The organism is Litorilinea aerophila (assembly GCF_006569185.2).
GTDB classification, from domain to species: Bacteria; Chloroflexota; Anaerolineae; order Caldilineales; family Caldilineaceae; genus Litorilinea; species Litorilinea aerophila.
In genome coordinates, this window is sequence record NZ_VIGC02000050.1 from 1 (window position 1) to 21,670 (window position 21,670).

At 64.6% G+C, this 21,670-nt stretch carries 18 protein-coding genes; 12 read left to right on the forward strand and 6 right to left on the reverse strand.

The window, feature by feature from the left end:
- Nucleotides 1-338 precede the first annotated feature (338 nt).
- Nucleotides 339-2,057 carry an ABC transporter permease gene (locus tag FKZ61_RS22875; RefSeq protein WP_141612484.1) on the forward strand — a complete coding sequence of 573 codons (1,719 nt, stop codon included), beginning with the start codon at nt 339-341 and terminating at the stop codon, nt 2,055-2,057.
- Nucleotides 2,058-2,075: 18 nt separating this feature from the next.
- The gene (locus FKZ61_RS22880; RefSeq protein WP_141612485.1) at nt 2,076-3,395 is read left to right on the forward strand and encodes an ABC transporter ATP-binding protein; all 1,320 of its coding nucleotides are present in this window, start codon (nt 2,076-2,078) and stop codon (nt 3,393-3,395) included.
- A gap of 67 nt (nt 3,396-3,462) precedes the next feature.
- Here the strand turns inward: FKZ61_RS22880 and FKZ61_RS22885 are convergent, their stop codons facing one another.
- Nucleotides 3,463-4,797: a threonine synthase gene (locus FKZ61_RS22885; RefSeq protein ID WP_170200208.1), complete on the reverse strand. Its 1,335-nt coding sequence runs from the start codon at nt 4,795-4,797 to the stop codon at nt 3,463-3,465.
- A 158-nt stretch (nt 4,798-4,955) separates the two neighbouring features.
- Between FKZ61_RS22885 and FKZ61_RS22890 the strand changes: the two genes are divergently transcribed.
- Together FKZ61_RS22890 and FKZ61_RS22895 are read left to right on the forward strand one after the other, a co-directional pair.
- A complete protein-coding gene (locus FKZ61_RS22890; protein WP_141612486.1) occupies nt 4,956-6,416 on the forward strand; it encodes a sulfatase family protein in 1,461 nt (486 codons plus the stop codon).
- A gap of 53 nt (nt 6,417-6,469) precedes the next feature.
- On the forward strand, nt 6,470-7,330 hold the full coding sequence (locus FKZ61_RS22895) for an MBL fold metallo-hydrolase (protein ID WP_141612487.1): 861 nt from the start codon (nt 6,470-6,472) through the stop codon (nt 7,328-7,330).
- A gap of 218 nt (nt 7,331-7,548) precedes the next feature.
- Here FKZ61_RS22895 and hypB read toward each other — a convergent pair whose 3' ends face one another.
- The 5 genes from hypB to FKZ61_RS22920 all read right to left on the reverse strand — a co-directional run bounded on the left by hypB (nt 7,549) and on the right by FKZ61_RS22920 (nt 12,388).
- On the reverse strand, nt 7,549-8,214 hold the full coding sequence (gene hypB, locus FKZ61_RS22900; RefSeq protein WP_141612488.1) for a hydrogenase nickel incorporation protein HypB: 666 nt from the start codon (nt 8,212-8,214) through the stop codon (nt 7,549-7,551).
- Between the two features lie 3 nt (nt 8,215-8,217).
- Nucleotides 8,218-8,562, reverse strand: a complete 345-nt coding sequence (gene hypA, locus FKZ61_RS22905) for a hydrogenase maturation nickel metallochaperone HypA (RefSeq protein ID WP_170200210.1) — start codon at nt 8,560-8,562, stop codon at nt 8,218-8,220.
- Nucleotides 8,563-8,753: 191 nt separating this feature from the next.
- Entirely contained in the window at nt 8,754-9,548 is a 795-nt protein-coding gene (locus tag FKZ61_RS22910) for a hypothetical protein (RefSeq protein WP_141612490.1), read from the reverse strand.
- 279 nt (nt 9,549-9,827) lie between these two features.
- Nucleotides 9,828-11,504, reverse strand: coding sequence for a hypothetical protein (locus tag FKZ61_RS22915; RefSeq protein ID WP_141612491.1), 1,677 nt, complete (start codon nt 11,502-11,504; stop codon nt 9,828-9,830).
- Nucleotides 11,505-11,647: 143 nt separating this feature from the next.
- Nucleotides 11,648-12,388, reverse strand: a complete 741-nt coding sequence (locus FKZ61_RS22920) for a metallophosphoesterase family protein (protein ID WP_141612492.1) — start codon at nt 12,386-12,388, stop codon at nt 11,648-11,650.
- A 406-nt stretch (nt 12,389-12,794) separates the two neighbouring features.
- On the opposite strand from FKZ61_RS22920, the gene FKZ61_RS22925 reads away from it, so the two are divergent.
- From FKZ61_RS22925 to FKZ61_RS22960, 8 genes are all read left to right on the forward strand, one after another.
- Nucleotides 12,795-13,505, forward strand: a complete 711-nt coding sequence (locus FKZ61_RS22925) for a GntR family transcriptional regulator (RefSeq protein WP_141612493.1) — start codon at nt 12,795-12,797, stop codon at nt 13,503-13,505.
- Nucleotides 13,498-14,604 carry a glycoside hydrolase family 88 protein gene (locus tag FKZ61_RS22930; RefSeq protein WP_141612494.1) on the forward strand — a complete coding sequence of 369 codons (1,107 nt, stop codon included), beginning with the start codon at nt 13,498-13,500 and terminating at the stop codon, nt 14,602-14,604. Before FKZ61_RS22925 ends, FKZ61_RS22930 begins: the two co-directional genes overlap by 8 nt.
- Nucleotides 14,605-14,623: 19 nt before the next feature.
- Entirely contained in the window at nt 14,624-15,400 is a 777-nt protein-coding gene (locus tag FKZ61_RS22935) for a 3-ketoacyl-ACP reductase (protein WP_229964372.1), read from the forward strand.
- Between the two features lie 63 nt (nt 15,401-15,463).
- The gene (locus FKZ61_RS22940) at nt 15,464-16,900 is read left to right on the forward strand and encodes an oxidoreductase (protein WP_141612496.1); all 1,437 of its coding nucleotides are present in this window, start codon (nt 15,464-15,466) and stop codon (nt 16,898-16,900) included.
- Nucleotides 16,901-17,243: 343 nt separating this feature from the next.
- Nucleotides 17,244-17,609 carry a hypothetical protein gene (locus FKZ61_RS22945; RefSeq protein WP_141612497.1) on the forward strand — a complete coding sequence of 122 codons (366 nt, stop codon included), beginning with the start codon at nt 17,244-17,246 and terminating at the stop codon, nt 17,607-17,609.
- A 222-nt stretch (nt 17,610-17,831) separates the two neighbouring features.
- Nucleotides 17,832-18,917, forward strand: coding sequence for an ABC transporter ATP-binding protein (locus tag FKZ61_RS22950; RefSeq protein WP_141612498.1), 1,086 nt, complete (start codon nt 17,832-17,834; stop codon nt 18,915-18,917).
- Nucleotides 18,918-18,984: 67 nt separating this feature from the next.
- Nucleotides 18,985-20,766: a B12-binding domain-containing radical SAM protein gene (locus tag FKZ61_RS22955; protein WP_141612499.1), complete on the forward strand. Its 1,782-nt coding sequence runs from the start codon at nt 18,985-18,987 to the stop codon at nt 20,764-20,766.
- A 100-nt stretch (nt 20,767-20,866) separates the two neighbouring features.
- Nucleotides 20,867-21,574: an ABC transporter substrate-binding protein gene (locus FKZ61_RS22960; protein WP_170200212.1), complete on the forward strand. Its 708-nt coding sequence runs from the start codon at nt 20,867-20,869 to the stop codon at nt 21,572-21,574.
- Nucleotides 21,575-21,670: the final 96 nt, after the last annotated feature.

Genomic DNA, 21,670 nt, shown 5'->3' on the forward strand with positions numbered 1-21,670 from the left:
CCGTTCCATCTGGGCCAGCAGCAAGGGAATATCATCTACTCGTTCATTCGTTACTATCAGTCTCTCGCTCATGGCGAGAGTTTACTACAATCTGCTAAACCCATCTAGATTTGAGCGAACCATGAGAGAGACGTCTGGATGTCTGACCGACAAATGTAAATAGCCCCACCCTGCAGGCCACTGTACGGGATGCCCAAATCCGTGATAGAATCGCCGGGGATGAAAGCGCGGCGAAGGGGCCTGCCCTTTGACGGGCCGCCGGCCACATCCACCTTCGCTTCAGGGCGCTGAGGAGTTCACCGGGATCCTCCATCGAACATCACGGATCACATTCACTGATGCGCGAGCCCAAGATCTTCCAATCCGGGCGGCCGACGCCCCGTCCACTATCCTGGGGAGACCTCTTCATCCTGCTGGGGCTGGTCGCCTTCTTCTACATCGGTATCCGGCTGGCCTTTCGAGCGCCGGCCGAGATCACCGGCCCCACCATCGTCCTCCACCCGGCAGTGCTTCCCTGGTACGCCATCCTCTCGGTCAGCCGGATGGCAGCGGCCTATCTCCTGTCCCTCCTCTTCACCCTGGTGTATGGCTACGTGGCCGCCTACAACCGCCGGGCCGAGCAGGTGATGATGCCCCTGCTGGATGTCCTGCAGAGTGTGCCCATCCTTTCCTTTCTGCCGGTGGTCCTGCTCAGTTTCAGCACCGTGCTGCCGGAAAAGATCGCGGCGGAACTGGCGGCCATTGTACTGATCTTCACCAGCCAGGTCTGGAATTTGACCTTTGCCTGGTACCAATCGCTGACCACCATCAGCCGGGACCTGCGAGAGGCCAGTGCCATCTTTCGCTTCAACCGCTGGCAGCGCCTTAAGTGGCTGGAACTGCCCTTTGCCGCCGGCAGCTTAATCTGGAACAGCATGATGAGCTGGGCGGGCGGCTGGTTCTTCTTGATGGCCGCCGAGATTTTCACAGTGGGCGAACGGGACTTTCGTCTGCCCGGCCTGGGGGCCTACCTGCAGGAGGCAGCCAGTCAGGGCGATACCCGGGCACTGCTCTGGGGCATCCTGGCCCTGGTGGCCGTGATCGTGCTCATGGATCAGTTGCTCTGGCGCCCCCTGCTGGCCTGGGGTGAGCGCTTCAAGCTGGAGATGACTGAAGACGAAGAGCCGATGACCTCCTGGTTCTACGATCTGCTGGCCGGTTCACGCCTGGCAGAGTGGTGGCTCTCCCTCTGGCATCAATGGCATGAAAGGCTGGACCTCTGGCTCATGGGTCGGCTGCAGCCGGTGGAGATGGAACCAGCCACCAACGGGCGTCCTCCCTGGCTGCTCTATACGGGTAGCGGCCTGTTGGGCGCAGGCCTGCTCTACCTGGCCTATGAGGCCCTCCGCTTGTTGGCTGCGCTACCGTTCGAGCAGTGGCGCCTGATCGGCTTCGCCTTGCTGGCCACATTCCTGCGGGTCAGTGTGGCCCTGGCCATCGCCCTGCTGTGGACCATCCCCCTGGGCGTGGCCATCGGCACCAACGCCCGTCTGGCCCGATGGCTTCAGCCATTGGTCCAGATTGCGGCCTCGGTGCCTGCCACGGCCCTCTTTCCGGCCTTTCTGCTCCTCTTTTTGCACCTGCCCGGCGGCCTCAACCTGGCCTCGGTGGTGTTGATGCTGACCGGGACCCAGTGGTACCTGCTGTTCAACGTCATCGCCGGTGCCAGCGCCATCCCCCAGGACCTCAAATATACCGCGGCGCTGCTCCACCTGGACCGTTTCACCCGCTGGCGTACCTTGATCCTTCCGGCCCTCTTTCCCTACATCGTCACCGGCGCCATCACCGCCGGCGGTGGCGCCTGGAACGCCAGTATTGTGGCCGAGTATGTGGAATTCGGCGGGCAGACCCTGTCCGTCACCGGCATTGGCTCGGTCATCGCGGGGGCCACCGCCCATGGCGACTACCCCCTCCTGTTGGCCGGGACCCTGGCTATGATCCTGGCGGTGGTGGCTCTCAACCGGCTCCTCTGGCGGCGCCTCTACCAATTGGCCGAAGAACGCTTTCGCATGGAATGAATGGGGAGGAATCCCACCATGGCCCAAGACACCCTGCTGCAGCTCAACCAGGTCAGCCAACGCTATCGCAGCGGCCAGCGCACCTTCACCGCCGTGGAGCAGGTCAATCTCTCCATTGCCACGGGCGAATTCGTCTGCCTGCTGGGCCCATCCGGCTGTGGGAAGAGCACCCTGCTGCGCATCATCACCGGGCTGCAGCGCCCCAGCGAGGGCGAAGTGCTGTATCGGGGCGAGCCCCTGCGCGGGGTCAATCCCCACGCTACCATCGTCTTCCAGACCTTTGCCCTCTTCCCCTGGCTCTCGGTGCTGGGCAACGTGGAGATCGCGCTGAAGGCCCGGGGCGTCCCGGCCGGCCTGCGCACCACCCGGGCCCTGGACTTGCTGGACCGGGTGGGGCTGGATGGCTTTGAAAGCGCGTATCCCCGGGAACTTTCGGGCGGCATGCGTCAGAAGGTGGGCTTTGCCCGGGCCATGGCCGTGGAGCCGGAGCTCCTCTGCCTGGACGAACCCTTCTCGGCCCTGGATGTGCTGAGCGCCGAATCCCTGCGCAGCGACCTGATGGAGCTGTGGACCAGCGGCCGCATCCCCACCAAAGCGGTGCTCATGGTGACCTACAACATCGAGGAAGCGGTGCTCATGGCAGGCCGCATTGTGGTCATGGACAAGAATCCGGGCCGGGTGGTGGCCGACCTCACAGTAGACCTGCCCTACCCGCGCCAGCGCAAGAGCCCGGGCTTCACCGGCATCGTGGACCGGGTCTATGGCCTGTTGGCCGGCCAGACCCAGCCCGAGCATGTGGAGCTGGGCACCGCGCCGGGCGAGCCAGGCATCACCCGCAGCCTGCCCCACATCGCCATCCACGATCTCACAGGCCTGCTGGAACACCTGGCCGACGCCCCCGGCAACCGGGCCGACATCTACCGGTTGGCCGGGGAGCTCCACATCGACTCGGACCACCTGCTACGCCTGATCGAGGCGGCCGAGCTGCTGGGGTTTGTCACCATTGTCCAGGGCGACATTTCCCTCACGCCCCTGGGTGAAACCTTTGTGGAGGCCGGCATCCTGGGGCGTAAGGAAATCTTCGCCGCCCGCATCCGCCGCCTCCCCATCTTTAAGTGGCTCTTTGCCCTGCTGCGGGCAGCCGATCAGCATCAACTGGAATGGGACGTGGTCCGCACCGCATTGGAACTGGACTTTCCCCGGGAGGAGGCCGAACGTCAACTGGAAACTGTCGTGGATTGGGGGCGCTACGCCGAAGTGCTGGCCTACGACGACAGCGAGGAGCTGCTGGTGTTGGAACCTGGTGCTGAAGCCCCCGCACCCCGAGCCCACCCATGAAGAACCGTTCTGGACAGGAGACCCAAACCGGCGTTCTTCGGTAAAATCGGTGGTTTCTGCAGTGGACTCAATCCTGGGGCCGTCTTCCGGATGAATCGGCCAGGGCCTTGCGTACCGCCTCCAGGGTCGGTGGGATCACCACCGGCGCGCCGCCGGCCTCCATGGCCGCGCCCACGTCCTTCAGGCCGCTGCCGGTGTTGATGACCACCACCGTCTCGTCCGGCCGGACCAGCCCCTGCTCCACCGCCTGGGCCAGGCCGGCCAGGGCCGCCGCGCCGGCCGGTTCGGCAAAGACCCCCGCCAGGCGGGCCAGGGGCAGGATGGCCGCCAGGATGGCTTCGTCCGGCACGGCCAGGAACGCGCCGCCCGTCTCCCGCACCGCACGCAGGGCCTTGAAGGGATCCCGGGGCGCGTCCACGCTGATGCTGTCGGCCCGGGTGGTGGCCTCCACCGGCGCCGGCACTTCCCGGCCGGCGCGCCAGGCGTTGTAGAGCGCGGCGCTGCGGGTGGACTGGACGCCGTAGAGGCGGGGCATGCGGTCGATCCAGCCCAGGGCCAGCAGATCCTGGAATCCCTTGTGCACACCGCCCAGGATGCAGCCGTCCCCCACGGAGACGAAGACGGCATCGGGCGCCAGGAAGGGCGCCGGGCCGGCCAGGTCGGTCTGGGCCTGGGCCAGTTGGGCCCCAATCTCCAGGGAGACCGTCTTCTTGCCTTCGGTCATGTACGGGTTGTAACCGGTGCTGCGGTTGTACCAGCCGAACTCCCGGCAGGCGGCCAGACAGAGATCGTAGGCCTGGTCATAGGAGCCGTCCACAGCCAGGACCAGGCTGCCGTGGACCAGGAGCTGGGCGATTTTGGCTGGCGGCGCGGCCTTGGGCACGAAGATGACGTTGGGCTGGCCGGCCGCGGCGCTCAACACGGCCAGCGCAGCCGCGGCGTTGCCGGTGCTGGCCGTGGCCACCACCGCCGCGCCCTGCTCCCGGGCCCGGGCCACCGCGATGGCCGAGGCCCGATCCTTGAGGGAGGCACTGGGATTGCGGCCGTCGTCTTTGATGAAGAGATGGCGCAGCCCCAGGGAATCCGCCAGCCGGGGGACGGCCAGCAGGGGCGTGTCCCCCACGGGCAGGGGCGGCAGGCTCTCCCGGCGGGCCAGGGGCAGGAGCGGCCAGAAGCGGCCGATGCCCCGGTCCGGGTCCGCCATCAGCTGGCCTGGCGGGATGGCCTGGGCCAGGGCCTGGTAGTCGTAGATCACGTCCAGGGTGCCCAGGTCGCTGCCCGTGTTGGGCCGGCAAGAGCAGACGTAGTCCAGCTCCCCGACCCGGTAGGTGGTGCCGCAGCGCAGGCAGCGCAGACCGACGACGAAGGGCGGCTGTTCCTGGACGATGGCGCTGGTTGCCATGACATTCCTCCCGTTTTCATTTCCCTGCTTTTGTCTTTTACAATACCCACTGAAACATTTCCTTCCCCAGATTCCAGCCAGGGAGGCGTCTCCGGCGGCCTGGAGCCGGCCTGGACGCCCCTGCACCCACAGCCTCAACCTGGAAAGGGTTTGCCACCATGGACCGACAGCCGAACCTGATCTTCCTGATGCCCGACCAGCTGCGTCACGACTTTCTGAGCTGCTACGGCGCCACCTTTGTGGAGACACCCCACATCGACAGCCTGGCTGCCCATGGCGTCCGCTATACCCGGGCCTATTCCACTTCGCCCGTCTGCGTGCCGGCCCGGGCTTCCCTGTTGACCGGCATGAACGCCCTCAAGAACGGCGTCACCGACAACGGCCAGTGGCTGCGCCCGGACCTGGCTGCCATGGGCATCCACACCTGGCCGGAAATTCTGGCCCGCCACGGCTACTATACCGCGGCCATCGGCAAAATGCACTTCTATCCCTGGGACATCAAGCATGGCTTTCAATATCGGGTGGCAGCCGAGGATAAGCGCTGGATCCATGTGCGGGATGACTACTACCACTTCTTGCGGGAGCGGGGCCACCGGAAGTATCACGGCAACGAGCATGAAGGCTACTACGAAAACAAGGGCGCTATCATCAACAAATTGCCCTGGGAATACTCAGTGGACCACTTCGTGGGGCAAGAGGCGGTGCGCTTCATCCGCCAGTATGGCAACGACGGCCCCTTCGCGCTGATGGTGGGCTTCCCCGGCCCCCACTGCCCCTACGATCCCAACGAAGAGTTTCTGGACGCGGTGGATCCAGAGCGGCTGCCCCCGGCAGTGCCAGAGGTTCCTGGCGCCGCACCCGGCCTGCGGGCCAACAACATCGAGGGCAACCGCAAGCCGTGGAATGGCGTAGATTACAGCGAATTCACCGAGGCCCACAAGCAGAAGATCCGCCACCACTACGCGGCCCTGGTCAAGCAGATCGACGAGGAAGTGGGCCAGATCCTTCAGGCCCTGGAGGAAGAGGGGCTGCTGGAGAACACCGTCATCCTCTTTGCCAGCGACCACGGCGACTACCTGGGCGACCACAACCTCATCGGCAAAGGGACCTTCTTCGAGGCCAGCATCCACATTCCCCTCATCGTTCGGCTGCCGAGGCGGGCAGAAGCGACCGTAGTGGATGACCTGGTGGAGCTGGGCGATGTGACCGCCACCCTGCTGGCGCTGGCCGGCTGCCCCGTGCCGGGCTACATGGATTCCCGCCCCCTGCCCGGCCTGGGCCTGGGCGTGGCAGAGGGCCGGGACTACAGCATCGGCATGGTGAGCGACGGCTGGATGATCTTCGACGGGCGCTGGAAACTGGCCAAATACAAAACCGGCGAAATTCTCTTCTTCGACCTGGACAATGATCCCCACGAGCAGCACAACCTGCTCTGGGATCCGGCCCATCGGGAGCGCTACCTGGCCATGGACGCGCGCCTGACCCAGGCCATCATGGAGGCCGTCACCGCCTCCCATGCCGACAAGCGGGTCTATCACAACTCCCTCTCTGGCGACCCCAGCTTCGGCCGGGAATCCTGGACGCGCCCCTACCCCCAGCGCTGGAATGGAGCCCCCTAACCCGGCTTTTTACAGGCAAGTCAATCAACAACGGACGCGAGGAGCGCAACCCCATGATCCGGCCCGTTCTACAAGACGATGCCTTTCTGGCCGACGTGGCCCAGGCCCGCCAGCAGGCCGACGGCTTTTGCCTCTGGTGGCTGGGCCAAAGCGGCTTTTTGCTCCAGTGGCAGGGACGCCACCTGCTCCTGGACCCCTACCTGTCGGACTCCCTGACCCGGAAGTATGCCCACACCGACAAACCCCACATCCGCATGACGGAACGGGTGGTGGCGCCGGAACGGCTGGACTTCATCGACGTGGTGACCTCCAGCCACAACCACACCGACCATCTAGATGCCGAGACCCTGATCCCGCTCATGCAGGTCAACCCCGGGCTGACGCTGGTCATCCCCGAGGCCAACCGGGACTTTGTGGCCCAGCGGCTGGGCTGCGACCCTGCCTGGCCCCTGGGCGTGGACGCTGGCCGCTCGGTCACGGTGGCAGGTTTCACCTTCCATGGCGTGCCCGCGGCCCACGAAAGCCTGGAGACCGATGAGCAGGGTCGCCACAAGTTTCTGGGCTATGTGATTCAGTTTGGCCGGTGGACCCTCTACCACAGCGGGGATACGGTACGCTACCCGGGGATGGCGGAGCTACTCCGGCGCTGGCCCATCGACGTGGCCATCCTGCCCATCAACGGGAGCAAGCCGGAGCGCCGGGTGGCCGGCAACCTGGATGGACGCCAGGCGGCCCAACTGGCCCATGATGTCGGCGCGCGGCTGGTCATCCCTTGCCACTACGAGATGTTCACCTTCAACACCGCCTCGCCGGACGAGTTCATCGCGGCCTGTCGGGAGCTGGGGCAGCCTTATCAGGTTTTACGGGCCGGGGAACGCTTCCACTATCCCCCGCCCTGGTACAGTCTGGCGTAAATACCACAGCAGAAATTCCGGGTGCCCTCTGGGCGCTACCTATGGTGGAAACCATCGGCGGCTCTACTGCAAAAAGGTCAAATGAGGACGCTGATTCGGATGATTCTCCCCTGCGTTTCTCTGCGGCTTTGCGCCCTCTGCGCCTTTGCGTTGCAAAAATACCCTTTTTGCAAGGGAGTCATTGGCGAAGTTCTGCCAGGATTTACTAAGCCGGCCTCTCAGCCCGCCGGCTGCCCCTGGACCACCCGCTGCTCCAGCCATTCGACCCACGCCTCCATGCCGGTGCCGTGGAGGGCGGACAGCTGAAAGACCTGGGCCTGGGGGTTCAGGGCCTTCACTCCATGGAGGAAGCGGTCCACGTCGAAGGGGATGTAGGGCAACAGGTCCACCTTGTTGAGGAGGAGCACATCTACCCCCCGAAACATGGAGGGATATTTGTAGGGCTTATCGTCCCCTTCGGGCACGCTGGCCACCAGGACATTCACGTGGGTGCCCAGTTGAAAATGGGCCGGGCAGACCAGGTTCCCCACGTTTTCCACCACCAGCAGGTCCAGGGCGTCCAGGGGCAGTTGGTCCAGCGCCGGACTGAGCATGTTGGCATCCAGGTGGCAGTTGCCGCCGGTGTTGATCTGCACCACCGGGACGCCCAGGCCGGCAATCCGTTCCGCGTCCAGGCTGGTGGCGATGTCGCCGTCCACGTAGCCCAGCCGCAGACGGTCCCGCAGCCGGGCCACGGTGGCGGTGATGAGGGTGGTCTTGCCCGCGCCAGGGGAAGCCATCACGTTGAGGCCGAAGATGCCGTGGGCGTCCAGCCGGCGTCGCACATCGGCCGCCAGGACTTCGTTGGCATGGAGAATGTTTTGGACCACGGGAATGCGTGCCATCCTTCACTCCACTTCGATGCTTTCCAGGCGGAATTCGTCGCCCCCCACCACCTGGACGGCCGGGCTTTTGCACACAGGGCAGCGAAAGTCTGCCTGGGCGTCCAGGGGGGTCTCGGCGCCACAGCCCTGACACTGGAGCCAGGCGGGCACACGCCGAAAGTGCAGCTGCGCGTCAGCGGCGAGGGTCCCCCGGGCAATCTGCTCCCAGTAGAACTGCACCGAGTCGTCCACAATGCTGGAGAGTTGGCCAATCACCAGGTAGAGGTGGGTGACCTTCCTGGCCTGGGCGGCCCTGGCATGCGCCAGGGTCAGGTCCAGCAGATGTTGGGTAATCGCCAGCTCATGCATGGCTCCATTGTACCATGTCGAAAAGATCCGCCCCAGGGACATCTGTCCCGGAGAAGAGAGGGCAGGAAAAAGCCCGGGGCCCGCAGGTGATCTTCCTGCGGGCCCCGGACATCACTTCCCGTACTTTAACTTAACTTCCCGTACATTACTTAAAAAGAAAGAGGGAAGAGAAGCCGCCAGGTAAGGCAGCCTCAGCCGTGGCGAAGGTGTGCCAGTGGCGGGACGCCCGGCCTCGCCGCGGCTGTGGCGTCCGCTCCGAGGCGCGCATACACCTGTGCAGCCCACTCTGCCAGGGCCGCCGTTTCCGCCTCATCCATGGGCGTATTCCCCAGGCCGGCGAAATAGTTGTTCTCCTGGTAGAGGGGCGCGCGGCTGTAGAACCACCCGTCGAACACGTCCCATTCCTCGTCGGAGAGCCATCCGCCGTGGCTTTCTACGACGGCACCGCCCTGGCAGGGGGTGATGTTGTGATAGGCGTAGCCGTGGGCCAGGACCACCAGGTGGCGACAATTTCCCGGTTGCTCGGGTACTTCCCCCAGCCACCAGCTCATCACCGTCCGGCCGGACGCGCTGACCCGGCCGCTGGCCAGCTCCTGGTAGGTGGTACGCGCCCAGGATTGGATTGCCCGGACCCAGGCCGGGCCGGCGATTGTGCCCGTACCCTGGAAGACCAGGCGCTCACCGTCGCTTTGCTGCTCGAAAGGTGCAAAGCGCTGGACCATTTGCGTCCACGTCTCGGTCAGGGCCACAGAGCCCTCCACCGGCGCGCCCGCCTGATCACAGGGGCCAATGAAGGCCTCGCCTGCCGCGGTGAGCTCCAGGCGCCGACATTCCACTTCGCCATCCTCTGGGAAGGGATCCCCTTCCCAGACCAGAGCGCCTGCCTCTGCCGGAGCTCCACCGGTCGACGGCGGACTCAGCAGCGTACACGCGCTCGCGCTCCACATCAGGAAAAGCAAAAAGATCGGTAGCCAACTACGTTTCATGATGCACGACCCTCCTGTTCGAGTCGCTGGAGGGCTTCTTCTCGATATGGCGCGGCGCGTCACCCACCGACCGAGCCCGGTCCGTGCCCAGCCATCCGGGAAGACCCTCTGTTGAATGAAATAGGGAAGCGACGATTCGCTTCCAAAACCCTGATGGCAGCGGGCATGGACCTTGCTGGCTTCACGCGCATGACGACAGGAGCAACCGTCTCTCCTGCATCCGAGCACGCCATGGGGCAGCCCGCCTCGACTGCCGCACGCACGCGAAGAGTCCGACCGTCACGGCTGTAGCCCGCGGTAGGCCCGCACATGGACGCGATGGTCCACCGGCGTGAGAAAGGTGAGCAGCACACGCACATGTTCTGGCGCCGGCTCGGCCTCCCGCATCTGCCACATGCCGTGGGCGTACGCGCCCGGCGTGAGGCGAATCACATCGCCACCATAACGCATGGCGCCACCGTTTTGTTTCAGGAAAATTGTCTGGCCGGCGACCGGCTGGAAACGGGTATCCGCGGTTTCCCAAATGCCGCCGGGAGCGAAGTCAAAGGCCATCTGCGCTGCGACCCGATCCAGCCCGTCCAGCGTGGTAAAGTGCAGGTCGAAGCCGTGGCCGTGGGCATCGTGCACTTCCGTGACCCGCAGGGTGCTGGTCAGAGGTGGCAGACGGCGCAGGGAGCGCTCGCCCATGGTCGCCACCCAGCGCTCTGGCGGAACCGGGCGGCCCAGGGGCAATTCGTAGCCCGGGCGGCGGGGGTTGTGGAGGCCTTCCGAGCGGAGGGTGGCGCCCTCCTGGTCCACAGCCAGGCTGTCGCCGATGAAGCGGCCGGTGGGGCCGCCGAAGTAGGTGAAGCTGATTTTGACGCTGCTCAACTCGGCGGCGCCATAGGTGAAGGTCAACAGCCGGGTGGTATCCCGGAAGAGCGTGGCGCTGAGCAGTCCCCGGCGCACCCGCCAGAGGCCATTGACCGGGTAGTGTCGGGCGTACTCCTGGGGGATCTGTCCCTGGGTGGCAGGCGGATCGCCGGCTTTGAGCAGGGCGTAGGTCAGCCAGGGCAGGTGGATCGCGTAGCGATCCCCCCGGGCCTCGGCCTGGGTCCAGAGGAATTGGGCGGCCTCCACAAATTCGGGGTGGGGCTGCATCCGATGGGCCAGGAGGTAGCAGGGCGCCAGCCCCAGGGGCACCTCCCGGGTACCGTAGTCCTGGCGGCGGGAGAGGCCGGTCTCCGCGGTGCCGTCGGCGTGGAGCAGGTGGAGGTCGAAGGTGAGGTTGCGGATCACCGCCTCCAGGGCTGTGGGCGCGTCCCAGTGCTCGGCGATGAAGAGGACGGAGCGGTCGTTGACCGCATCGTACACCCCCACACTGCGCTCGATGAAGGCGCCTTCTGGATCGATATCGAAGCCCTCGGCCAGGTAGGCCCTGACGGTGGCATCCACGTCCAGGTCCGGGTAGAGGGCTTTGGCCTGAACCAGGGCCGAGACCATCACCCAGCGATGGTTGGGGGTGTGGAAGCCGCCGCTGGCAATGCCCGCCACGGCCCGACGGATGAAGGTTTCCAGCGTCTGGAGCAGTTCGGCCCAGGCTGGCCCCGTGGCCCCGCGGTGCCGGGCCAGCTCCACCACCGTACACAGCTCCTGGACGGTGAAGCCGGTGTCCGGGCTGGAGTCGTAGTTGACCGAGAGGAGGTCAATGAGGCCGCTTTCCCGCTGGGCCCGGGTCATGGAGGCAGCTGCCGCCGTGGCCCGGGAAAGGTGGTCCTGCCAGGACGGCTCCGTCAGGGCCAGGTAGGCGCTGCCCACCACAAAGTCGGTGGTATAGCGGGCATCGGGCAGGTCATAGGCCGGGTTGATCAGGGCTCCATGGTTCGGGTGGGTCGGGTCGGTGATCTGGGTCAGACCCAACTGTTCCACATAGCGGGCCAGGTGGGGCAACACATTGGCCAGGGTGAGGGCAGACATAGCCGTCTCCTTAACGATTGTTTTTTGCGGGTTACGATTGTTGTTTCAATCATCGGCCCAGGGCCGGCCACGGTCTCATGCAGAGCTACCACGCCAAGACGCGCCAGTGCCAGGTGTAACCCCAAGTGCAAGGACGGTGAGGGTTACCGGGTGCCCAGCTGCACAGTTTGGTGCTGGAAGCGCTCGCCGTCGAGTTCGTAGATCCAGAAGGGATGGGGAAACTCGGAAAAGGCAGGAACGGTGGCGAAGAGGGTGTTGTCAACCATCTGGGGCCGCGCGCCCCGATGGTAGTGGCCGCTCAGGACCAGCCGCACCCGGCCACTGGCCACGATGGCAGCCTGCATGGCGTCCCCCTCGCCGTAGGTGTAGGGGTATTCGCCGTTGAGGTGGGGCCAGATCACGTAATGTTGGACGTGGATTTGGGGCGGCGAGTCGGGATCTTCCAGGGCATCCTGGAAGCGTTGCCATTCTGCCCCGGTGCGGTGGGGCACATGGCCCTCGCCCTCCGCGTCCCAGAAGGCCAGGACCCGATAGCCACGGCAGATCTGGTCCAGGGGAAGGTGGCCGAAGACCTTACGCGTCAACTCGGGGTGATCGTGGTTGCCGTCCACCACCACCAGGGGACAGGGCAGGGGCGCCAGAATGTCGGCGATGAGCCGCAGATCCGCCTCGCCCTGGGCCCGGGTGGCGGGATCGTCCAGCCGGTCGGTGGGGTAGTCCACCAAATCGCCGCTGAGCACCAGCAGGTCTGGGTTGTGGGCGTGGAGGTGCTGCACGGCCCGTTGCAGGTAATCGGCCATGAGGCGGCTGCGGCGTTCGGGGATGTCGGCAGTGCCCGGGAGGTGATGGCGCAGGTGCAGGTCGGAGATGTGGGCAATTTTCATGGCAGATCCGGGTGGGTACTGATGGTTTTGAGTTGAAAGGGTATCGAGTTTGACAACGTTGCCGGGGGTCCAGTATAATCCGGCGGCAATATATCATATATGATGACGGGCACGCAATTTACCGCGCTCCCCGTAATCGAAAACCTGAAACCACACCCAGCTTTCATCGTCCATCCATCTGGCCATCCTTGACATGGCACCGCCACCGTGGCTGCTCGCCATGGTGACGAGCGTCCCGAACGTGGCGTTGATCCTGCCATCGACCTGGCCGCCCGGCCCTTCTGCCCCGACGCGGGCCGGCGAGATCTCCCGGGCCTGCCGGACAGGCTCGCGTACCCGGTCCATCTATTGTACATCAGGGCCGTGGCGCGCCGGAAAACAGCCGGAAAAACTCTGGAGCCCATAAATGCCAAAGGCGAGGGGGTATCACAGCAAAAAGGAATTTGCCTACGAGACGCTGCGGGAGAGCATCATGAGCGGCGCGCTGAAACCCGGCACGCGCCTGATCATCGACGAGCTCTCCGCCGAGCTGGGGGTCAGCCCCATTCCCGTGCGGGAAGCCCTGCAGCAGCTCCAGTACGACGGCTTCGTCACCATCGAACCGTACATCGGCGCCCGGGTGAGCGAGATCCACGCCAGCCTCATCCAGGAAATCTTCGCCCTGTTGGAGGCGTTGGAGACCATCAGCAGCACGGTGGCCTGCCAGAAGATGAGCGATGCCGATTTCGCCGAGATGGAAGGCCTGCTACAGCGCATGGACAGGGATATGGCCGACCTGGAGCAGTGGGCAGAAGACAACGTACAGCTCCACCAGTTTCTCTGCGAGAAGGCGTCCATGTCCCTGGTGGCCAACATCATGCAGCAAGTGTTGGATCACTGGAACCGCCTGCGCCGCCACTACCTCCAGGACGTGATCGGCAAGCGGGTGGAGGCGGCCCAACGGGACCACTGGCGCCTGCTGGAAGCCCTGCGCACCCGGGATCCCAAAGTCGTGGCCCAGGTGATCCGTACCCACAACCAGGAGGCCCTCTCCTCCTATCTCCAATACCTGGCCAGCAGCGGCAAGCTGGAACCAGAAGAAATCATCCAAATGCCCGGAGGCAATTTACATGATTGACAAATCTGAACTGATTCAAAAATGCCACCGCACCCTGGACTTTGCCGGCCAACAGCTGCGCCACCTCATCGAAACCTACCCCGACTACTTCCCCATGTACACGGTCAACGGGAAGTGGAAGCACAGCGGTGAGGCCTGGACCAACTGGTGCGAGGGGTTCCTGGGCGGGCAGATGTGGCTCCTCTACAAACATACGGGGGACGACTACTGGCGGGAGAAGGCCGAACACTACTCCCGGCTGGTGGAGCACCGAAAAACCGACCGCACCGTCCACGACCTGGGCTTCGTCTTCTGGTCCACCTGGAAGCGCTGGTACGACCTGACCGGCGACCCGTCCCTCAACGATGTGGTGATCGAGGCAGGGCGCACCATGAGCCTGCGCTTCAAGGAAAAAGGGCAATACCTGCGCTCGTTTGTGGCCGATGATAGCCTCTTCATCGACATCATGATGAATGTGGGCATCATCTTCTACGCCGCCCAGCAGACCGGCGACAAAAACCTGTGGCGCATCGCCAACCAGCACTGCCTGACCACCCGCCGCTACCTGGTCCGGGGGGACGGCAGCACCGCCCACGAGGGGATCTTCGACCTGGAGACGGGCGAATTCCTGCGCCAGAGCACCCACCAGGGCTGGCGGGACGATTCGTCCTGGGCCCGGGGGCTCACCTGGGCCCTCTACGGCTTCGGCACAGCCTACTCCTTCACCCAGGATGTGCGCTTCCTGCAGACGGCCGAAGCCTGCGCCAATTTCTACATCGAGCGGACGCCCGACCACGGCGTGCCCCCCAATGACTGGGATGAACCCAATCCCCAATACCCCTACGAGAGCTCAGCCGCGGCCATTGCCGCCAGCGGCCTGCAGAACCTGGCCCGCCTCACCGGAGACGCGGCCCGGGCCCGCCTCTATCGGGACTATGCGCTCCAGATCCTGGACACCCTGACCGGCCCCGAGTTCACCGCCTACGAGACACCGGGCTGGGAGGGTATCCTCAAGCACGGCATGTACCACCAGCGCAAGGGGCTGGGCGTGGACGAGAGCGTCATGTGGGGCGACTACTTCTACCTGGAAGCCATCTGCAAGGTGTTGGGCTATGAATAGCGTGGAACCAGGAAGCGGCGTGAGTCGACGTCGGGTGGCGCTGGTCACTGGCGCCGGCCGGGGCATCGGCCGGGGTATCGCCCTGGCCCTGGCGGAACGAGGCTGGGCCGTGGTGGTGAACTACCGGGGCAACGCGACGGCCGCCCAGGAGACCGCCGCCGGGGTGGAGGCCGCCGGCAGCGAAGCCCTCCTGGCCCAGGCGGACATCGCCCAGGCCGCAGACCGGCAGCGCCTGGTGGACGAAACCCTGGAACGCTTCGGGCGGATCGACCTGCTGGTAAACAACGCCGGCATGGCCCCCCGGCAGCGCATGGATATCCTGGAGACTACCGAAGAGAGCTACGACGAGGTGATGGCCGTCAACCTGAAGGGGCCCTACTTCCTCACCCAGCAGGTGGCCAACACCATGATCCGCCTGATCCAGGAGGGGGTCATCCAGCAGCCGTTGATCATCAACATCGGCTCCCTCAGCGCCTACGCGGCCAGCACCAACCGGGGCGAATACTGCATCTCCAAGGCCGGCCTGGCCATGGTTACCGCCCTCTTTGCCGACCGGCTGGCCGAGTACGGCATCCACGTCTACGAGGTGCGGCCGGGCATCATCGAAACCGACATGACCAGCGCGGTCAAAGAGCGATACGACCGCCTCTTCGAAGGCGGGTTGACGCCCATCCGCCGTTGGGGCGAGCCCGAAGACGTGGGCCGCGCGGTGGCGGCCATCGCCGAAGGCTACTTCCCCTACTCCACCGGCGAGGTGTTCAACGTGGACGGAGGCTTCCACCTCCGTCGGCTTTGATAGGACAGACGTTTGTAAACATGGGCTAGCCAGCCCCAGAGCTAGCAAAACGAGGGCTTTTGCATGCACATTCGACGAGTTGCCATGTTGCGGACGGCCGAGGACTTCCGGGCTCACACCGAATCCCTCGGCATCCACCTTCCCTTCGACGAAGAGCTTCACCACGGCCCGGACGCGCCCCTGGCCCAGCCCTACTCCCTGGGCCAGGTGACCATCGGCAATCGCTTCGCCATCCTGCCCATGGAGGGGTGGGATGGCACCACCGACGGCCGGCCCACCGACCTGGTGCGGCGGCGCTGGCAGCGCTTCGGCCTGAGCGGCGCCAAGCTGATCTGGGGTGGCGAGGCGGTGGCCGTCCGCCACGATGGCCGGGCCAACCCCAACCAGCTCATGATCACCGACGACACGGTGGAGGAGCTGGCTGCCCTGCGGGCCCTGTTGGTGGAGACCCACGAGGAGCACCACGGCCGCAGCGACGATCTGCTGGTGGGGCTGCAGTTGACCCACTCCGGCCGTTTTGCCCGGCCCAACGAGAAGACCCGGCTGGAGCCCAAGATTCTCTACCACCACCCCCTGCTGGATCCCAAGTTCAACCTGCCGCCCGAGACGCCGCTGATGACCGATGAGGAGATCGAGCGGCTGGTGGAAGACTTCATCCACGCCGCAGAATTGGCCCAACAGGCCGGTTTTGCCTTCGTGGACATCAAGCACTGCCACGGCTACCTGGGCCACGAATTCCTCAGCGCCATCGACCGCAACGGCAAGTACGGGGGCAGCTTTGAAAACCGCACCCGCTTCCTGCGGGAAGTGGTGGCCGGGATTCGGGCCAAGGCGCCGGGCCTGGGCATCGGCGTACGGCTCAGCGCCTTCGACTTCCTGCCCTTCCAGCCCAGCGAAGATGAGGATCGCCACGGCGTGCCCATGACACCCCCGAATGGTCGCTACCCCTATGGCTTCGGCAGCGACGACACGGGCCTGCAGATCGACCTGAGCGAACCGGTCCAGTTCCTGGATCTGCTGCAGGAGCTGGACATCCAGCTGGTCTGCATCACCGCGGGCAGCCCGTACTACAATCCCCACATCCAGCGGCCGGCCCTCTTCCCGCCGTCAGATGGCTATCAGCCGCCCGAAGATCCCCTGGTGGGGGTGGCCCGGCAGATCAACGTGGTGGCCCAACTGAAGCAGCTGCGGCCAAACCTGGCCTTCGTGGGCAGCGGCTACTCCTACCTGCAGGAATGGCTGCCCAACGTGGCCCAACACGTGGTGCGCACCGGCATGACCGACTTCGTGGGGTTGGGGCGCATGGTGCTGACCTATCCGGAGATGGCCCAGGACGTGCTGGCCGGACGGCCGCTGCAGCGCAAGCGCATCTGCCGCACCTTCAGCGACTGCACCACGGCCCCCCGCAACGGCATGGTCTCGGGCTGCTACCCACTGGATCCGTTCTATAAGTCCCGGCCGGAATTCCAGCGATTGACGGAGGTAAAGAAAACATTGTAAACTGTGCTTGGCCGTCGATGCTCCTGTTGCCCGACCGCTGACCGCTGTCCAAACGTAACAGCCGAATCATCCGGCAATGAGCTCGTCACCGGGTAGCCCCACCGGTCGAGCCACCGGCGTGGAGACGGAACCTCTGCCATGATACCGCCACACCACCCGGGCGAATTTGCCACGCCTCTATTGCCGTAGGGCACAAAGGGCCCAATTGCGCCATAACGTAATCTTGATAACGTTTATCAAATGCTCATCTCCGTTTAAGCGACGGCTAAAGCAGGACCTGTATTCAAATGAGATGCCCATCACCCATGGGTAGGATGGGAGTGCACTGTCCATGAAACAGGGTATGACGCACTCTGACTCCCCGGACCACGGTAGCCCCTGGCATACCGCATGGCTGTACCTGGCCTGTTATGGCCTCTGGCTCGTCTATTCTGGGCTGGCCTTTTGGCTGATCTTCCTGGTGCGCGACCTGTTCGTGACCCTCTCCATGGTCGCGCACCTGAACCCGTGGGCCGTGCGGGCCGTCGACAAATGGACGGTCTACGTGCTGGGTGCAGCCTGGCTGGCAGCGGTGATCTGGATGGAAGGTGCCCTGCGCCAGAGTGTGGAGCGAAGGACCCTCTGGCAACTGGCCGGACGCCTGGCCGCCGCCCTGATCGCCATCGGCGGCGTTTCCTACGGCATCCAGCAGTTGCTCCAGGGGTTGTGAGTAAGGCGTTTAGTTTGATCCTTTGATCCACAGATGACACGGATTCAGTCTGGCCCGGCATCTAAGGATGCCGACTCCTCGTCGGAAATCGTGAACGACTGGATTGCCGGGATTGGTTTTCAGCCCTATCTGTGGAATCTGTGGCTCGAATCAAATCTGCAAAGATAGCGAACGTAAGAGTGACGACGGTCAGAGCGACCATGGTAAGAGGAGGTAGATACTTTGTCTTCCGTTGAGACGAAAACTCCAGGGGGTGCCCAGGCCGCCGCGGCCAACACCCCGGACCGGGCCAAGGTCTTGCTGGAGGTCAAAAACCTGAAGAAATATTTCCCCATCAAGCGCGGCTTCTTCTCCAAGACCGTGGGCCACGTCAAGGCTGTGGATGATGTGAGCTTCTACGTCCGTTCCGGCGAGACGCTGGGCCTGGTGGGCGAGAGTGGATGCGGCAAGACCACCACCGGGCGGGTGATCTTGCGGGCCATCGACCCTACGGCTGGCGAAATCTGGTTCGAAGACCAGGACATGGGCCGGGTCAACGTCGCCACCCTGGAACCCCAGCAGCTCAAACGGCTGCGCCGCAACATGCAGATGGTCTTTCAGGACCCGTACTCGTCCCTCAATCCCCGCATGACCCTGCTCCAGAATGTGGGTGAGCCCCTGCTGGTGAACAAGGTGGCCAGCGGCAAGGAGCTGGAGGACCGGGTGGCCTACCTGCTCAAGGTGGTGGGGCTGCGGCCCGAGTACATGAACCGCTATCCCCACGCCTTCAGCGGCGGCCAGCGCCAGCGCATCGGCATCGCCCGGGCCCTGGCCCTCAATCCCCAGCTCATCGTGCTGGATGAGCCGGTCTCCGCGCTGGATGTGTCGGTCCAGGCCCAGATCCTGAACCTGCTCCAGGACCTCCAGAAGGAATTCGGCCTGACCTACCTCTTCATCGCCCATGACCTCAGCGTGGTGGAACACATCAGCGACCGGGTTGCGGTGATGTACGTGGGCCAGTTGGTGGAAAGCGCCACCACCGAAGAGCTCTACCTGCGGCCCCTCCACCCGTACACCGAGGCGCTGCTTTCCGCTGTGCCCAAGCCCGACCCCAAGGACCGCACGGAGCCCATCGTCCTGCCCGGCGATGTGGCCGACCCGGCCAACCCGCCCAGCGGCTGCTACTTCCATCCCCGCTGCCGCTACAACGACGGCAAGCGCTGTGTAACTGAAACGCCAACCCTGCGGGAGGTCCGGCCCAGTCACTTTGTGCGCTGTCACTACGCCGGCGAGCTCAACCTGGTGGGTGTAGACGGCTCCCACGGCTGAGGAGGTCCGGACAGCCAGGTTCTCGGAGAATGATCCTGCCGGTGATGGCAGGTGGTGAGGAGGTATCATGAAGGTCATGCTGGCGATCCCACCCAACTGGACACCTACCATGCCCCATCTGGCGCTGCCCACGTTGACGGGCTACCTGCGCGGCCAGGGGGTGGAGGTGATCCAGCGGGATCTGAACCTGGAAGTCTTCGACGAGATCCTCACCCGAGACTACCAGCGCCAGGCCCTGGAGCAGCTACGGGAAGAATATGGCCCGGCCGGCAACCGTCGGCCCCGCCGGCCGGCCCCTGCCCCGCCGGCGCAGGTCCAGTGGGCCCTCCATTCGGGGCCCCAACTGGCGGCCCAGGTGGAGCAGGCCAAGCGGCTCCTGCGCAGCGATGCCTTTTTCGACGGGCCGGTGGGGTTGCGGGCTTTCCAGGTCATCGCCAACTGTCTGGCCATCGCCTCCTTGCCCTTTTACCCCGCCTCCCTCCACCTGCAGAGCTACGAGGCGGCCTTCCCGGTGGACAGCAGTCGGGCCCTGCGGCGCAGTGTTCGGGATCCCCAGCACAACATCTTCATCGACATCTTCCGCCGGGGCATCCTGGCCGACATCATGCGGGAAAAGCCCGACATTGTGGGCATCTCCATTCCCTCCATGCCCCAGATGCTGGCGGGCATGACCCTGGCCTCCCTGATCAAGGCGGCGGGCCTTCCCTGTCACGTCACCGTGGGTGGGCCCCACATCAGCATGTTGCGGGATGAGCTGCCCAAGGTGCCGGCCGTCTTTGAGTGGATCGACAGCGCCGTGGTCTTCGACGGCGAAGTCCCCTTGCTGCGGCTGGCCGAGGCGCTGGATGGCAACGGGGATCTCTCCGCCGTGCCCAACCTCATCTATCGGGACGGCAACCAGATCCGGGTGACCCCCCGCAAGAAGCCGGAGAAGATCACCGACCTGCCGCCGCCGGACTTTGATGGCCTGCCCCTGGATCGGTACCTGGCTCCCCGGCTGGCCCTCCCCCTCCTCACCGCCCGGGGCTGCTATTTCGGCAAATGTGCCTTCTGTAACGTGGGTTATGGCGAGCCGGAAAACTTCAGTCAGTTGCGGGCCGAGCAACTGGTGGAGCAGATGCTCGACCTCCGGCGACGATACGGCATTCGCCACATCTTTTTCTCAGACGAAGCCATCACCCCCCGAAATCTAAAACATCTCTCCGCACTCCTGCGGGAGCTGGGGGCGCCCATTCACTGGGGTGGCTGTGCCCGCTTCGAAAAAGTCATCGACGCCGAACTCCTGCAGAACATGTACGCCGGCGGCTGTCGCATGATCCTCTTCGGCCTGGAGAGCGCATCGGAGCCCATCATCCAGGCCATGGTCAAGGGAACCGAGCTGGAACACATGAGTCGCATCCTGCGGGAGAGCAGTGCGGCCGGTATCTGGAACCATACCTTTTTCTTCTTCGGCTTTCCCGGCGAGACCCTGGAGGATGCCCAGGAGACGGTCAACTTCATCTACGCGCACAAGGAGCACATCCATTCGGCCGCTTTGGGAACGTTTCTGATGGAGCGCTACTCCCCGGCCCATCGCTTCCCAGAGCTGTACGGCGTCAAGCGCATCATCGAAGATCCGGACAAAGACCTGGCCATCTACTTCGACTACGAGGTGGAACGGGGGATGGATGACAAGATGGCTGAGCGGGTGGAAGCCCACTTTCTGAACAGCCTGCCGGTCAAGCCCTACCCCCAGTTTTACGTCAGCGACGTCTACCGGTTCCTCTACGCCAGCCACCTGAGCGATCAGGGGGTCCCCCTCCCCCCCTGGCTCGCCACAGAGGTGCCGGTGGCGTCCGCTGGTTTGTGATCAATGGTTCGGCCCTTTTCAGCGGTTCTGCCCGTCGCCGAACCATCGATAATACTCACGGTAGTCTTTTTGATTTCCTACATGCTAAAGGAGGCAATTCATGAAGCGATCCCCGTCGAAGCGCGTTTCTCGTCGCGAGTTTATGCGCCTTTCGGCCTTTGCCACGGCCGGCGTCGCCCTGGCGGCCTGTGGCGGCGGTGGCGCTGCGCCGGCCCCGGCTGAACCGGCCGCGCCGGCAGCGACAGCCGCGCCGGCCGAGCAGGCAGCGCCGGCAGCCCCGGCTGCGCCGCCCTCCAAGTTCAACGAGGCGCCCATGCTGGCCGACCTGGTGGCCCAGGGCCAATTGCCGCCCGTGGACGAACGGCTCCCCACCAACCCCATGGTCATGCCCGTGGCCGAACAGACCGGCAACTACGGCGGCACCTTCCGCCGCGGTTTCCGGGGCGTCTCCGACCGCTGGGGCCCCACCAAGCTCCAGGATCGGGGCCTGGCCTGGTATGACCAGGAACTGAACATGCGCCCCCGCATCGCCGAGTCGTGGGAGATCAACGAGGACGCCAGCGAATGGACATTCCACCTGCGGGAAGGGATGAAGTGGTCCGACGGCCAGCCCTTCACCACCGCCGACATCCAGTGGTGGTATGACTACGAGCTGACCAACACCGAGATCACCCCGGCACCCGGCGACGCCTGGGTCACCGTAGGGCTTATCAGTGTTCTAACACCGGCTCTTGAAGAAGAAGATGGAGGCCTTGAACGGGTTGAGCTGCTACGACTCGCCGGGCGTCTGGGATGTAAGGCAGTCTGAGTCGGCGCAAGCAATTGAGAGCCACATTGCGCAGCATGGAAAGGGCCGATCCGATGCGACGGCCATGCAGCCGGTCCTCATCCATGGTGACATCTC